The 14,701-nt window shown below is 71.3% G+C and carries 11 protein-coding genes and 2 pseudogenes; 4 read left to right on the top strand and 9 right to left on the bottom strand.

The features are described 5' to 3' along the window. The first annotated feature begins 197 nt into the window (after positions 1 to 197). Both Srubr_RS11765 and Srubr_RS11760 read left to right on the top strand, forming a co-directional pair. Complete coding sequence (locus tag Srubr_RS11765; protein WP_189991396.1) at positions 198 to 1,202, top strand: helix-turn-helix domain-containing protein; 1,005 nt, start codon at positions 198 to 200, stop codon at positions 1,200 to 1,202. 673 nt (positions 1,203 to 1,875) lie between these two features. Further along, a pseudogene (locus tag Srubr_RS11760) lies at positions 1,876 to 2,139 on the top strand (rhodanese-like domain-containing protein); the annotation flags it as partial. A 50-nt stretch (positions 2,140 to 2,189) separates the two neighbouring features. Here Srubr_RS11760 and argJ read toward each other — a convergent pair. The 4 genes from argJ to Srubr_RS11740 all read right to left on the bottom strand — a co-directional run bounded on the left by argJ (position 2,190) and on the right by Srubr_RS11740 (position 7,011). Then, entirely contained in the window at positions 2,190 to 3,344 is a 1,155-nt protein-coding gene (gene argJ, locus Srubr_RS11755; protein ID WP_189991394.1) for a bifunctional glutamate N-acetyltransferase/amino-acid acetyltransferase ArgJ, read from the bottom strand. Positions 3,345 to 3,405: 61 nt separating this feature from the next. After that, complete coding sequence (locus Srubr_RS11750) at positions 3,406 to 3,750, bottom strand: hypothetical protein (RefSeq protein ID WP_189991393.1); 345 nt, start codon at positions 3,748 to 3,750, stop codon at positions 3,406 to 3,408. A 567-nt stretch (positions 3,751 to 4,317) separates the two neighbouring features. Continuing rightward, positions 4,318 to 5,526: a glycosyltransferase gene (locus Srubr_RS11745; protein ID WP_189991391.1), complete on the bottom strand. Its 1,209-nt coding sequence runs from the start codon at positions 5,524 to 5,526 to the stop codon at positions 4,318 to 4,320. 162 nt (positions 5,527 to 5,688) lie between these two features. After that, positions 5,689 to 7,011, bottom strand: coding sequence for a UDP-glucose dehydrogenase family protein (locus Srubr_RS11740; RefSeq protein WP_189991389.1), 1,323 nt, complete (start codon positions 7,009 to 7,011; stop codon positions 5,689 to 5,691). A 290-nt stretch (positions 7,012 to 7,301) separates the two neighbouring features. Between Srubr_RS11740 and Srubr_RS11735 the strand changes: the two genes are divergently transcribed. Then, on the top strand, positions 7,302 to 8,003 hold the full coding sequence (locus Srubr_RS11735; RefSeq protein ID WP_189991387.1) for a TetR/AcrR family transcriptional regulator: 702 nt from the start codon (positions 7,302 to 7,304) through the stop codon (positions 8,001 to 8,003). Positions 8,004 to 8,086: 83 nt separating this feature from the next. Then, positions 8,087 to 9,553 (top strand): MFS transporter, encoded by a 1,467-nt coding sequence (locus tag Srubr_RS11730; protein WP_229926516.1) that lies wholly within the window; start codon positions 8,087 to 8,089, stop codon positions 9,551 to 9,553. 87 nt (positions 9,554 to 9,640) lie between these two features. Here Srubr_RS11730 and Srubr_RS11725 read toward each other — a convergent pair whose 3' ends face one another. From Srubr_RS11725 to Srubr_RS11705, 5 genes and pseudogenes are all read right to left on the bottom strand, one after another. Next, entirely contained in the window at positions 9,641 to 10,282 is a 642-nt protein-coding gene (locus tag Srubr_RS11725; RefSeq protein ID WP_189991384.1) for a TetR/AcrR family transcriptional regulator, read from the bottom strand. A 48-nt stretch (positions 10,283 to 10,330) separates the two neighbouring features. Next, positions 10,331 to 11,002, bottom strand: a complete 672-nt coding sequence (locus Srubr_RS11720) for an SGNH/GDSL hydrolase family protein (protein ID WP_189991382.1) — start codon at positions 11,000 to 11,002, stop codon at positions 10,331 to 10,333. A 144-nt stretch (positions 11,003 to 11,146) separates the two neighbouring features. Next, positions 11,147 to 11,713, bottom strand: a pseudogene (locus Srubr_RS11715) (S8 family serine peptidase); the annotation flags it as partial. A 955-nt stretch (positions 11,714 to 12,668) separates the two neighbouring features. Further along, positions 12,669 to 13,562: a DUF6528 family protein gene (locus Srubr_RS11710; RefSeq protein WP_189991378.1), complete on the bottom strand. Its 894-nt coding sequence runs from the start codon at positions 13,560 to 13,562 to the stop codon at positions 12,669 to 12,671. 134 nt (positions 13,563 to 13,696) lie between these two features. Then, positions 13,697 to 14,701 carry a peptidoglycan-binding protein gene (locus Srubr_RS11705; RefSeq protein WP_189991376.1) on the bottom strand — a complete coding sequence of 335 codons (1,005 nt, stop codon included), beginning with the start codon at positions 14,699 to 14,701 and terminating at the stop codon, positions 13,697 to 13,699.

Genomic DNA, 14,701 nt, shown 5'->3' with positions numbered 1-14,701 from the left:
GTCGGCGTGCAGCGGGCCATCGCGCGATGCGATGGCCCGCTTCGGTATGTCCGGGCCCGCCGTGGCGTGGAATCCGGTCTGTCCGCAGCCTGTCGGCGGGTCCGCGGTCCGCCCCGGTGGCGGCCGCGGTCGCGACCTGGGAGTGATCTCAGTGTTTGATCATGCCATAGTGAGCATGATTATGAGGAGGGTTGCCTGTGCGACATACGTTGACTGACCAGGAACATCGCCTGCTGCGGCTGCTGCTCGGCGATCCCTCGGCGGATCCGCGTGCGGCTGGCGAGGCCCTCGGTATGCACGAGGACGAACTGGAGAGGGTGCTCGGTCGGTTGAGCCGGGCCGGGCTGGTGCGCCGGCTGGATGTCCGGGGCGAGGCGGTGGCCCTCACCCCGGACGCGATTCTCGCCCGCCTGGTCGCCCTCCAGGAGGAGGAGTCCCGCGAGCGTCTCGCCGAGCTGGAGCGGTTCCGGGAGACCCTGTCCGTGCTCAGTTCCTCTCTGCTGCGGCTGCGCATGGAGGGCGAATGCATGCCCCAGACCGACCGGTTGGTAGGTCAGCGTGAGATATCGGTCGCGCTGGAGGGCGCGGCCACGCAGGCCCGTACCGAGGTGCTGAGCATGCACCCGGGCTCGCCGCTGCCGCACGCCATGCTGAAGGACAGCATGCAGCGCAACCGCCAGGTCATCGAACGCGGCGTCAGCATGCGCTCCATCCACCTGAGCACGATGCTCAAGGTGCCGCACGGCAGGGCGCACCTGGCGGAGCTCCAGGAGGCGGGCGCCGAGGTGCGGGTGGCCTCGGTGCTGCCCTTCCGGCTCATCGTGATCGACCGGGCCGTGGCCTACGTACCGGCCCGCACCACCGAGTCCGATCCGGAGGCCATGACCGCGCTGGAGGTGCGGGACCCCGACTTGCTGGGCCTGTTCATCTCGGTGTTCGAGTTCTGCTGGGTGCACGGCGCCACTGACTCGTCCGGTGTCGTGCCGAGCGCCGACATCGGGGAGGAGGAACTGGACAGCAGGGAGCTGTCGCTGGTCCGCATGCTTGGCCAGGGCATGAAAGACGATGCCATCGCCAGGTCGCTCGGGATCTCCTCGCGCACCCTGCGCCGCATCATGACCGACCTCATGCGCAAGCTGCGGGCGGACTCCCGTTTCCAGGCCGGCGCGCATGCCGTGGCCCGCGGCTGGCTCGACATCTGACCGGACACCCTCCGCACCCCTCGCCCTCTGTCTCCCCGTCTCCCCGGCGCGTTTCCGTTACCGGCCAGTCTGGCGGCAGTCGGCCCCTGCCGTGACCCGTCCGGGGCCGGCCGCCCGGTGTCACGACCGCACGCGGCCAGTCCCGCAGGGGGCCTCCACGGGATCAACCGGGATATCTTTCCAGCGGTCGCAGGCCGGAAAAACATCATTCGGCCGACCACTTGCCCACGGGATATCACGCCGATCTCGAAATGTGGGACGGGCTTTGCGGGCAGGTGGTCGCCATTCGAGATCCGTTCATCGATGCATCGAATTCCGCGCGTTCCCTGCCCCGAATGGGAGGCGCGCATTCAGCGACCGTCCCCTTGCCAGGGGGAGCCGTTTCAACAGAGCATGGACGAGGTCGCATGACGGACGGCACCGGCACCGCCCCGGCACTGCCCCCGGCGTTCCGCGCGGTGGCGCTCGCCGTCCTCGGGGCCCGGACGGCACCCTCTACGCGGCCGTGCAGACAGGCACGCCGTTCCTGCGGCCGCATCCGGACGAGGTCGGGGAGACGATTCGCTGGGTCAGCGAGCAGGACTACCCGGCGCGGGGCGAGTGGTGAGCGACGCCGTTGCCGTCGCACCGCGGTACCTGAAGCGACTGCTCGACGAGGTCGCCCCGATCCGACCTCATCGACATCCGGGAGCCCCGCGAGTGGGAAATCGTGCGCATCCCCGGCGCCCGCCTGGTGCCGATGGGGGAGTGGCTGGACGGGGCCGCCCTGCCGGCGCTGTGGCAGGACCGTACCCCGGTCTTCTGCTGCCGGACCGGGGTGCGCATGCTCCGGGTCCTGGCCGTGGCGCGGGCGGCCGGGTTCGTCGGCGCGGTACACCTGGAAGGGGGCGTCGTCGGATGGGTGAACGAGATCGATCCCCGGCTCCCGGCGTACTGAGCGTGCCGCTGCGGCACGGTCCGGGCGGACCGCGCCGCAGCGCGGCCGGCTCAGGTGGTGTAGTCGGCGTTGATCTTGACGTAGCCCTCGGTGAGGTCGCAGCCGTAGACGGTGAACGCGCCGTCGCCGATGCCGAGGTCCACCCGGATGACCACCTCCTCGCCGGTCAGATACCGTGCGGCCTGCTCCAGCAGCGCGTCGCTCGGCTCCTCCGGGTGCATGGGGAGGTCGTCGAACCAGACCCGTACCCGGGGCGGTTCGATGTCGGTCTCGTCCTCCAGCTTGCCGATGGCCATCACGACCCGGCCCCAGTTGGGGTCGGCCCCGTGCACGGCCGTCTTCACCAGGGGCGAGTTGACCACGCTCTTGCCGACCCGCTTGGCCTGGGCGTCGTCGCGGGCCCCGGTGACCTGGACCTCGATGAGCTTGCTGGCGCCCTCGCCGTCGGAGGCGATGTCGCGGACGAGGTGCAGGGCGACGGTGTACAGCGCCTGCTCGAACTCGGCGAGGTCGACGGGACCGGCCAGGCCGTTGGCGAAGATTGCGGCGGTGTCGCTGGTGGAGGTGTCGGTGTCGATGCTCAGGGCGTTGAACGTGCGGTCCATCACCCGGCGGAACAGGGCGTCGAGTTCGGCGGCCGGGATGTCCGCGTCGGTGAAGAAGAAGGTCAGCAGGGTGGCCATGTTCGGTTCGATCATGCCCACGCCCTTGGCGATACCGGCGAGCACGGCGTCACCGACCCGCACGCTGAGGTACTTGGGCCGGGTGTCCGTCGTCATGATGGCCGCGGCCGCCGCCGCGTAGTCCGCCTCCGGGAACGGCCAGGACAGCGCGTCGATTCCGGCCCGGATGCTCTCCATGGGGTAGGGCCGGCCGATCACCCCGGTGGAGCCGATGACCAGTTCCTCGGGGTCGATGCCGACGATCTCGGCGACCCTGCGGCGCACCTCGGCCGCGTTGGCCGCGCCCGTGCTGCCGGTCGCGACGTTGGCGTTCCGGGAGAGCACGACCATGCCGCGGCTCTGCTGCCGGGGCGCCGCCTCACGGCTGAGGACGACGCTCGGTCCCGCGAAGCGCGACCGGGTGAACACGGCGGCGGAGCGGGCGGGCACCTCGGAGACGACGGCCGCGAAGTCGTCCTCGACGTCCTTGAGCCCCATGTTCCTGGTCACGCTGCGAAAGCCCTTCGGGCCCATCGTCGGCATGGTGTGCGTTCCTTCCCGAGCGGGTGACTGGGGGTGAATGAAGATTCCATCCACCGTACATTCAATCAACCTGTCCCGGCAACGCATTCTCGACAAATGCCATGTGAAGCGCGGAGTTTGAGTGGCGAATCGCGATCAGGCCCTCCTGCATAACTATCCAACTACCCCTGAGATATGAAGGAGGGTCCGTGTCGGCGATCGACAGCGCGACAGCGACCGTGACGTGCGAGATACGTTCCGGGGGCGTCGCCCTGGTGGAGTTCTCCGGCGGCGACGAGGCCGACGCCTGGATCGACGACATAACCGACGTGTACGGCACCATCGCCGGCATCGACGGCTTCGCGATCGGCGTCGGTCTCCAGATCGCCCTCGGCCACGCCCTGCGCATCGCCTCGTACACCACCACCGCCGTGCAGCCGACCCGGGCCCGGAGTCAACGGCCGCTTCGTGGAGGGCCTGAGCCGGGTCCGCGACGAGGGCAAGCGGTCCCACCGGGCCGCCTTCTCGGCCGGCGAGGCCCAGCAGCGCATGCGCCGCGTCATCGCAAAGGCGAGACCGTGACCTCGCTCAACCACCCCGGCCCCGTCGGCAAGTGGTGCGTGGTCAGCAACGCGCCCGTCCCGGCCCCAGCCCCCTGTCCCGAAGCGCCGACCTCGACGACCCGCACGTGTATTACCGCGGACCCGCCGGCGCCGCACTGCCCTGCAACCGCCGTTCATCCTCGCCATCCGCACCCCGACCGCGTCTCCCGAAGACCCGGAACACACCGCCGCCACTGTCCTGTGCACCGAGGCCGACGCCGCCACCCTGCGCATCTCCGCGTTCGACGAGGACCCGGCCTACTACGCCGTCAACCGGCTGCGCGGTCTTTTCGCGTACTTCACGGACCTGCGGCTTGCGCCCCTCGGGGGGAGATGTACGGGGGCCGCGCCCGTGCCGTGGGCGCGGCCCCCGTGTGCCGTGACCCGGGAAGCTACCCGGCGATCCCCTCGAGGTCGCCGACCGCCTGCTCGATGTCCGGCAGCGTCAGCATCGCCAGCTGGGCCGCCCGCATCCGCGCCCTGGGTGCCGGGTCGGCGAGCAGCGTCCGGCACATGTCGGTGATGCCTCGCGCGCTGCGGTCGGTGATGTGTCCGCCCAGTCCCAGCTCCGCCACGCGCTCCGCGTTGGTGTGCTGATCCCCGAAGTGCGGCAGCACCGCCAGCGGAGTGCCGGTGCGCAGGGCCTCGCGGACGCTGTTGAAGCCGCCGTGGGTGAGGAACAGGTCCACCGACTCCAGCAGCAGCGGCTGCGGCACCCGCTCGGTCACGCGGACGTGCCCGGGCAGCCCTTCGGTGTCCACCGGAATCCCGGAGGTCGACACGACCACCGTGCAGTCGTCCAGCTCGGCCGCGGCCCCCAGGATCGCCTTCAGGCTCTCGGCGACGTCGGGGATCTCCACCGGCAACGGGTTGGCCCCGGCATCCATCTGCTCGCGCACCACCGGCAGGGCGGTGCCGATCGCGGCGTACACCAGGGGCCGGTCCGTGGGCAGTTCGACGACCCACCCGGGCAGCACCTGGTGCCGCTCGACGTCCACCGTCTGCCGGTAGGACAGCGTCGGCGGCAGGTGCCGGCAGAAGGAGTGGGAGGGCGGTACGTAGTCGACACGGCCGTGCGCCACGAGGGACAGCGGATCGTCCCGCTCGGGCAGGCCCAGCTCCCGGCGCCGCTCGTTGAGCCGGGGCAGTACCTCTTCGGGCTCGATGGTGTTGGAGAACCCGGAGGGCGTCGGCAGTTGCGGCACGCCCAGCCGCTCGGCGGTGAGCACCGCGGCCATGTCCATGCCGTCCCGCAGGATCAGATCGGGCCGGAAGTCCCGGGCGATGGGGGCGAGGATGTCCAGGTGCGGCTTGAGGCCCGGACCGGCCAGGGCGCGCATCAGCAGGCGCAGCAGGACCGGGGAGGACAGGGACAGGTCGTCGCTCTCCTGGAGCTCGCCGAGATGCGGGGCGATCAGGGCGGCCGGGTCGAACTGCGGTAAGACGGCGCGGACTTCCACGTCGTCGTCGTGGAACACGGGGGCCAGGGCCTCGGTGGTGACCACTACGACCTGATGCCCGGCTTTGGCGAGGGCGCGCAGCAGGGGCAGTTGAGCACGCCCGTGTGAGGGGCTGCCGAGCGTGGTGCACAGGACTCGCATGGGGGGTTGGCCTTTCTCTCGTGGAGTGTCGGCGGTGGCGGGCGAAAGGGGATGGGGTCGGCCGGAGCACGCGGGAGACCCGGACGGACGACGCAGGACGCCGGTGCGACCGATCGGCGCGTCAGGTGCGGACGGCCGCGGCGCCGGTCGTCCGCACCCGGCTCATGCCACCCGTGCCGGTGTGCTCGCGCGTCCGACGCCCTGCCAGCTCAGTCCGGCCCGGGCGAGCCGGTCCGGGTCCAGCAGGTTGCGGAAGTCGTGGACCTCGCGGCCCGTCATGCGCGCGGCGATCGCCGCCCAGTCGAGGTCGCGCAGCTGCGGCCACTCGGTGAGGACGACACAGGCCGCGGCCCCCTCCGCCGCCCGCACCGGGTCGTCGGCGAGCTCGGCCAGATCGCTCAGGTCGGGCTGCTCGTCGCACAAGGCCGGGTCGTACGCGGTGAGTTCGGCGCCCCGCTCGCGCAGCAGCCGGGCGACGGCGAGCGCGGGCGAGTCGCGCAGGTCGGAGGTGCCTGCCTTGAACGTCAGCCCATACAGGGCGAGTCGTACGCCGTGCAGCGAGCCGTCCGGGCCGCGCCCGCACGCGGCGGCGATCCGCTCGACGAGCCGGCGCTGATGGGCGACGTTGGTGTCGATCGTGGCGCGCAGCAGCGGGAAGTCGACCCCGGCCTGCTCGCACACGGTGAGCAGGGCGTGGGTGTCCTTCGGCAGGCAGGAGCCGCCCCAGCCGGGCCCGGGCAGCAGGAAGGAGGAGCCGATGCGCGGGTCCCGCCCGATGCCCTCCGTGACATCACCGATGTCGGCGCCGAACCGCTCGCAGGCGGTGGCGAGGTTGTTGGCGAAGGAGAGCTTCATCGCGAGGAAGAAGTTCGCCGCGTACTTGGTCAGTTCGGCGCTCGCCGGGTCGGTGAGCACCAGCGGCGCGTCCAGCGCGGCGTACAGATCGGCCACCCGCCGGGCGGCGTCCCGGCGGGCGGCGCCGATCACGATCCGGTCGGGGTGCAGGAAGTCGTGGACGGCGCGGCCCTCGCGCAGGAACTCGGGGTTGCTCACGACGGACACGTCAGCGCGTCCGAGCAGTGCGGCGACGCGCTCGCTGGTGCCCACCGGCACGGTCGACTTGTTGACGACCACGCAGCCGGGCGCCAGTACGTCACGTATCTGCTCCGCGACGGCCTCCACGGCGGCGAGATCGGCGGCGCCGCCCGCGCCCATGGGCGTGGGCAGGCACAGGAAGACCACCTCGGCCTGAGCGACGGCGGCCGCGGTGTCCTCGGTGAACTCCAGCCGGGCCGCCTCCAGGGCGTCCCGGACGGTCTCGGGCAGGCCGGGCTCCAGGATGTCCACCCGGGCCGCGCGCAGCCGTTCCACCTTGCGGGGGTCGGCGTCCGCGCACACCACGGCATGGCCGAGGGAGGCGAGACAGGCACCGGTGGTCAGTCCGACGTAACCGGTACCGACCACGGCGACGCGTTGAGCAGGCACAGAAGATCACCATTTCCGGTCGATGGGGCCCGTGGGACGGTCTCGGTGGCGCGCCGGGAGGGCGCGCGCCGCAGCGTCGTGCGGGCGACCTGGAACGGGCCGACTCCGTCGTACGGCCCTGGGACAGGGAGGAACTGAAGTCATCAATCGTTGACCCGTTCCAGGTATGGCATGTGGAGCGAAGACACGTCAACGTTTGATGACAACGATCGGTGACTTTGAGCCAGCCGCCACAGGCTGGAACATGGGCCGTTGGCGGGCGGGCCGCCTGACGATGGAGGTTTGGTGACGTGACGGGAGTACAGAACGGCGAGGCGTCGGAAGCGGTGGTCGACCGGCCCGCCCGGAGGCGTTCGGCCACGGCCACGCGCGCGGCGCTCAGGACCGCCGCGGCCTTCCGGTTCGGCAAGTACGGATACGAGGGCACCAGTGTGCGCGACATCGCGGGTGACGTGGGCGTGGACGCGGCTCTCGTCTACCGTTACTTCGGCTCGAAGGAAGCACTGTTCAACGACGTGACGGGTGCCGGCAAGATCTTCGAGCCCCTGCTCCAGGAGCCGGTGGAGGCGATACCCGACTGGCTCTGCGCCATGCTCCTGGGGGCGCCGAAGGACGGGGAGTTCACCCACCCGGTGCTCTCGGTGCTGCGGTCCTCCGGCAAGGGCGAGGCGGTGGCGCGGCTGCGGGCGGATTTCAGCGAGGTGTTCTCCACGCGCCTGGCGGCCCGCCTCGGCGGCCCGGACGCGGAGCTGAGGGCGGAGCTCCTGGCGGCCTGGATGCTCGGTACCAGTCTCGTCCTCACGGAAATCCGCCCCCCGGCGCTCCAGTCGGCGCCGGACGCCAAGCTGGAGAAGTATCTCCGGTCGGTCATCGCGACGCTCCTCGGCCCGGCGGCACTTGACGGAGGGACACCCGAGACGGCGGACTGCGGCCGGGCCGCGGGCGACCCCTGCGCCACGATGCCGACCGGGAACGGGGGAGAAGCCGATTGAAGTAAACATGCGGTCGTACGTATTCTTTGTGGGGCTCGGAACCGCTGAGCCAGTTGCGCCTTGCCGTGAAAGGGATGCCCCACGTGTCGAATGCCAGCCCCACCATCAAGGCCGCGCCCGGCGCGCGGCCGAGCCCAGGGGACGCGGTGCCCTGGGCCACGCTGTCGACCGTCATGATCGGTATGTTCATGGCGATCCTGGACTCGTTCATCGTCGTCGTGGCCGGCCCGGCCATCCAGACCGAGCTCAAGGCGACCGCGAGCGAGCTGCAATGGGTCCTCGCCGGTTACCAGTTGAGCTACGCCGTCGTCCTGATCACCGGAGGGCGGCTCGCGGACCTCTACGGACGCAGGCGCATCTTCGTCATCGGGACGGCGGTCTTCACGCTCTCGTCCCTCGCCTGTGCCGTGGCCGGCGGCCCGGGCGTGCTCATCGGCGCCCGCATCGTCCAGGGCCTCGGCGCGGCCCTGATGGTGCCGCAGGTCTTCACCGTCATCACGCTGACCGTCTCGGCGCAAAGCCGGCACCGTGTCTTCGGCGTCCTCGGGGTCGTCATGGGGATGGCCTCGGTCAGCGGTCAGGTGGTCGGCGGCCTCCTGATCGGCGCGGACCTCTTCGGCTCCGGCTGGCGCTCGGTGTTCTGGGTGAACATCCCCATCGGCGTCGCCACCATCCTGCTGGCCCTCGCGCACGTACCGGAGTCGCGGGCGGAGCGGACCCGCAAGCTCGACGTGCCCGGTGTCCTGGTCCTCAGCGCGGCCCTGCTGCTGCTCACCTACCCGCTCATCCAGGGCCGGGACGCCGGCTGGCCCTGGTGGACGTGGGCCTGCTTCGCGGCGAGCGCCGTGGCGTTCGCGCTCTTCGCCGTGCTGGAGCGAGCTGTCGACCGGCGCGGCGGTGAGCCGCTCATCAAGCCGTCACTCTTCGCCCAGCGCTCGTTCTCGCTCGGCATCGTCCTGGTCCTCACCGTGTACGCGCTGCTGACCTCGTACTACCTGGCGCTGTCCGTCTCGATGCAGGAAGGGCTGGGCATGTCGGCCCTCGGCGCGGGGCTGGTCTACGCGCCGGCGGCGGTGACCTTCTTCGTCTGCGGTCTGGTCGCCGGGCGGCTCGTGCCCAAGTACGGCCGCCGCGTACTGGAGACCGGTGCGGTCGTCCTCTCGGCCGGCTATCTGACGACCGCCGTGGTCCTGCTGTCCGGGCCGCGTCTGACGCCCCTGCTCGTCATCCCGACGCTGATGCTGCAGAGCGTAGGAGGCGGACTGCTGATCACCCCGTTGCTCAACACGGTCCTGGCGCGGATCGATCCGCAGACCGCGGGGATGGCCTCCGGATCGCTGTCCACCGCTCAGCAGGTCGGTGCGGCGCTGGGGGTGGCGGTCGTCGGAGCGGTGTTCTTCCACGCCTTCCGCACGGGTGCCGCCTCGGGCGACCGGGTGCACGCGGCGGGACATGCGTTCGCGCTGACGTCCCTGACGGCCTGCGCCATCGCGGCGCTCGCGGCCCTGCTGGTGTTCCTCCTGCCGAAGGCGCCGCCGACGAAGGCGTGAGGGCACGGAGCGGGCGGGCCGGCGCCTTGCGGGGATCGCTCCCCGCAAGGCGCCGGCCCGTTGCCGCGTACGGGGCGCGAGGAACGCTCAGGCCGTCTTCAGAAGAGCTTCCACGGTACGGCGGACCTTGGCGATGACATCCTCGTCGCCCAGCCGCAGGGCCGTGTTGGCCGCGCAGAGCACGGAATCGATCTGGAAGACCGCGAGGTCGATGTCGAGTTCCGCGATCTCCTGGGACCCGACGGCGGTCCGCAGTTCCTTCCCGATCGTGTCGAGCCATTCCCGATGATGGCGCAGGAGGGCGTCACGGACCGGTCCGGGCCTGCTGTCGAAACGGGCCATGTTCGCGACGACGAAACAACCGCCTTCGAACAGCGGTGTCCTCGCGTACGCGATCCAGTGCTCGATCAGCGAGCGCAGCCGGGCGGCTCCGGGCGCCGCGTCCCGTGCCGGGCGGACGACCGCGTCGATGAACATCTCGCGCGCGTACTCGAGGGTCGCGAGCTGGAGCGTCTCCTTGGACCTGAAGAGGGTCTGGATGCCCGCCTTGCTCATGCCCGTATCGGTCGCGAGACGGCCGAAGCTCACGTCGTCCAGTCCGTCGACCGAGGCGATGTCGACCGCGCGACGCAGCGCGGCCTCACGCGTCCGCGCCCCTTTGAGCAGGCGTTTGTCGGTGACCGGCACCGTGTCCGCTCGCGTGGTGAACGTGCGTGCTCCAGTGTCCATACGGTCGATCGTACTCGGGCCCGGGCGAGCGGCGTGTACGGGCCGGTTTCAGCGCGTGCGGTGCGCCAGGACGGCGGCCAGTGCCCGGACCATCTCACCGGCCATGACGGCCTGGCCCGAGGTGGAGAAGTGGACCCGGTCCGCGCTCAGCAGGTTCTCCCGGGAGTTGACGGGGTGATCCCACATGTCGACGACCACGGCGCCGTACTCGCCGGCCAGGGTGCGGATGAGGTCGTTGAGGGTGAGGACGCGCTCCGTCCAGTCGGGGAAGACCGGCACGACGTAGGCGCGCCCCAGGGTGAAGGTCGTCAGCAGCGCGTCCGTGGCCGCCGCCAAGTCGTACATCGCGCGCAGGTCGCGCTCGATCTCCCGGAAGTCCGGTGCGCGGCGCAGGAGGTCGTTGGCGCCGCAGGGGAGATGCAGGAGGTCCGGGGCGAACTCCCGCATCGCGTCGGTCTGATGGGCGAGGGTGTCGACCGTCGTCGCGCCGCTCACCGCCGTGTTCAGGTAGGCCAGCCCGGGTCGCACCTGTCGCAGGACGTGCGCGACGCGATCGCACCAGCCCTGGTCGCCGTAGCCGGCGCTCTTGTCCCCCGTCCCCGCCGAAAGGCTGTCCCCGATCACGGCGTAGCGCTGCCAGGGGGCATCGAACAGCATCGCCGCGGCGTCGAGCGTGGCGAGGCAGAAGGGATCGGTCTCCTCGGTGAAGGTCGTAGCCATAATAAAAGAGTGCGGCCGACCGTATGTATTGTCAATGTGTGTCCCGCACCCGGGAGGCGCGACCATCGAGCACGCGCGGTCCCACGCGACCGCGCGCTCGGCGTCCGCCTGAGCGGCCGGCGGGCCCGGCCGCTCAGGACTGCCTCAGCTCCGCGCGGGCAGTCCGCGTCCGGCGGCCACCGTGTCGCGGTCCGCCGCGGCGGTCAGGGACCGCACGGCGGCGCCGGCGTCGGCCAGGCCCGCGCCGCAGTTGTCACCGCAGCCGGTGATCGGGCGGGCGGTCGCCTTGATTTGGAGTACGAGGCGCGGTTGCCCCGGCGGCGACGGTGATACGCGGTCGCAGTTGGCCGGCGTGTAGGCGTCGGCATGGGCGTCGTCGTTGCCGGCCGCCACGACGACGGTGGTGCCGCGGCGCACGGCGGAGTCGATGGCCTGCTGGTACGCGTCCGAGTAGGGGGCCTTCTCGCCGAGGCCGAGGTTGATGACCTTCGCCGGGGTCTTGTTGGCCGGAACCCCGGGGACGGTGCCGCCGGCTGCCCAGACGATCGCCTCGATGGTGTCGGACTTCCCGCCGCCGCACGCCCCGAGGACGCGTACGGGCTGCACCCCCGCGTCGTGGGCGGTACTGGCGACGCCCAGGCCGTTGCCGGCGCGCGCGGCGACGGTTCCGGCCACGTGGGTGCCGTGCCAGTAGGCCTCGCTGCCGGGCGAGCCGGGTTCGCTCGCACTGGCCGGGCTCGGTCCAGGAGCCGGGGTCGTGGTAGTCGGGGTCGCGGCCGTTTCCGTCCCGCGCCCGGTCCGGGCCGGTGATGAAGTCGTAGCCGGGGATGATCCCGGGTTGGAGGTCGGAGTGGGTGACGTAGCCGGTGTCGAGGACGGCGACGGGCACGCCCTTTCCCGTGGCCGGTTCCCAGGCGGGCGGCACGTTCATGCCGGCGGCTTCGTCCCACAGGTCCCACTGGAAGCGGTAGTAGGGGGCGTTGGGGGTGACCGCGGCCATGGGCCGTACGCGGCTGTCGGGTTCGGCGTAGGCGACGTCGGGCTCGGACTTCACCTGCTCGGCCACGGCGGCCAGGGGCTTCGGCTGGTTACCGGTCGTGCGCTGGGCCACCTTGAGCAGGACGGCACCGGTGGCCAGACGCCGTACGAAGGTCAGGGCGGTGCCGGTCTTCCGGGACTTGAGGGCGTCCCGCACGGCTTGGTCGGAGCGTGCCTTCGGCGAGCCGGGCGCGAAGCCGACGATCAGCCGCTCCGCCCGGGGCGGGTGCCGGGACCCGACCGTGGCGGACGGCTGCGCGGCTGCGTGGGGAGACAGAACCATGGGCACCGTCAGGGCGGCCAGTGCCGCGGCCAGAACGCACGAGCGTCGTCTTGAGGAGATGTGCACGGACTTCAGCCCCCCAGGGGGAGAGGGCGAGTCGGGGCGGCGTCGCTGCCTGGTCGCGGCCCGGAACACGGTGGTTGCCCGGAGTCTCGCCGTAAGGCGCGCGCGGAGTGAACCACCGTGTGGAGGCGCGGAGTACCGCCTCGACCGCCCGCGCACAACCCGCCCGCCCGCGCTGCCGACGCCCCCTCCGTCAGCCGGCCTTACGGCCCCCGGCGACCGGGACGTGGACCTTCCGGGCCCAGGCGACCGGAACGTGGGCTTCCCGGCCCCGGGCTGGTCTCAGTGGAACCGCGTCGTGTACAGCCGGGCCTTGTAGATCTGGGCGCCGGGGCGGGTGCGGTCGCCGCCCGCGGAGAAGTGGACGGTGGGCCCGCCCCACACGGAGTCCTCCGCATCGGGGTCCGTGGTCCACATGGCCTGGCCGTTCGCGTGGCGCACGTAGGACTTGGGGTGGGGCAGCGAGGCGACGGTGGTGAGGGCGCGGGTCGCCTTGTGGAGGGAGTAGACGTGACGGCTGTCGGCGACCAGCAGGGTGCCGGGCCGGCTGTAGTCCGGCTGGAGGTCGTGGCCGTTGCCGGCGATCCTGATGTCCGGTCCGTGCTTGACCAGCCGGGAGTCGCGCATCGATCCGGTCACGCGGTAGCTGCGCACGACGGTGCCACCGGTCACCCACAGCAGTTTGTTCTGGTCGTCCCACAGAACGGCGTGGGCCTTGGTGAACTCGAGGGTCTGCACCTCCTTCAGGGTCGCCGGGTCGCTGCTGGACGGCCCGAAGACGTGCAGCCGGTCCCGTGAGCCGGCGACCACGACCGTGCCGGCGTCCGGCACGCGCTCGATGCAGTGCGGATAGCTGGTGATGCGCGCCGACCACAGCAGGTCGGCCCGGGTCAGATGCGCTTTCGAGGTCACGTTGACGATCGCGGCCCGGCCCTCGCCGGGGCGGCCGAACGTCATCAGCGCGATCATGCCGTAGCGCCGGGTGTCCCGGAACCGGATCTCGAAGGGATGGTCCCAGCCGGGGGCGTTGCCCGTGCTGAAGCTCCAGCGGACATGGGCGTCGGTCCACTGGGCGTCGCGGTCGAAGAGGAGGATGCGGCCGGTGCGCTGTTCGGTGATCGCCACCCGGTAGGCCGCCGCCGCGGCCGTACCGGAGGTGTCCTGGGAGGTGCTCATCAGCGGTTCTCCTGGTCCGTGAGGCAAGAGGTGAGGTGGGGGCAGACGGGTGGGGACGGGCGATGCCCGTCCCCACCGTGCGGGACCGGAAGGCCGCCCCCCGTGGCGGTCCTCCGGTCCCGTGTGCCGGCCGGTCAGAACGAGCCGGCGTTCAGGGCCTTCTGCAGGGCGCGGGTGGTCGCCGCGTCCCACTCGCCGGTCGCCGGCGTGGCCAGGCGGTTCTGCAGGGCGGTGACCGTCTTGGGCCCCACGATGCCGTCCGCCGTGACCTTCAGACAGCGCTGGAGCGCGGTGACGGTGAGCGGGCCGAACGCCCCGTCGACCTCCAGGCCCGCCTTGTCCCGGCTGTTGAGGGCGCGCTGGAGCGCCGCGCAGGTCGCCGGGCCGAAGATCCCGTCGACCTCCAGCACCGCGGGAGCGGCGACGAGGGCCTTCGGGCGGATCGGCGCCTTCTTCCCGGCCAGCGCGGCCTTCATCATCGCCGCCGACTGCGGACCGTACTCGCCGTCCGGCTTGAGACGGTGGTTGGCCTGGAAGGTCTTCACCGCCTTCTGCGTGGCCGGCCCGAACTGGCCGTCCACGGTGAGCCCGGCCTTCTGCACCGTGTTGAGGTTCTTCTGCAGGGTCTTGACGGCCTGCCCCTTCGAGCCCAGCCGCAGGATGCCGTCCCCGGACGGCAACGGCGCGCTGCCGCCCTTGTAGGCGGGACGGCCGTAGCCCACTATGCAGGCGGAGCTGCGCCGCCTGCGGCGGAAGGCGTTGGAGGTGTTGCCCTCCAAGGTGGTGATGGTGCGGTTGGAGTGCACCGCCTCGACGATGCCGACGTGGTCGATGGCACCGATGGAACGGGAGCCGGACCAGTCGAAGAACACGATGTCGCCCGGGCGGATCCCCCCGATGCCGTAGTGCCAGCGGCCCTTCTTCTGGAAGGCGCGGGCGTGGGCGGTGGTGAGGGCGAACTTGCCGCCGACCGCCTGGAGGTTGTCGGAGTGGGCGGCGGCGTAGCTGACGGCCATGTCGCACCACGGGCCGGTGAATCCGTACCACTTGGTGATCAGGTTGCGATTGGAACCGGGCGGGTGCTCGGTGGTGCCCAGCAGCTTGCGGGCGGCGGCGAGCATGCCCTGAACGTTTCCCAT

It is taken from the genome of Streptomyces rubradiris, from assembly GCF_016860525.1.
Lineage (GTDB): Bacteria > Actinomycetota > Actinomycetes > Streptomycetales > Streptomycetaceae > Streptomyces > Streptomyces rubradiris.
This window is presented reverse-complemented; position numbering and strand designations above follow the sequence as displayed.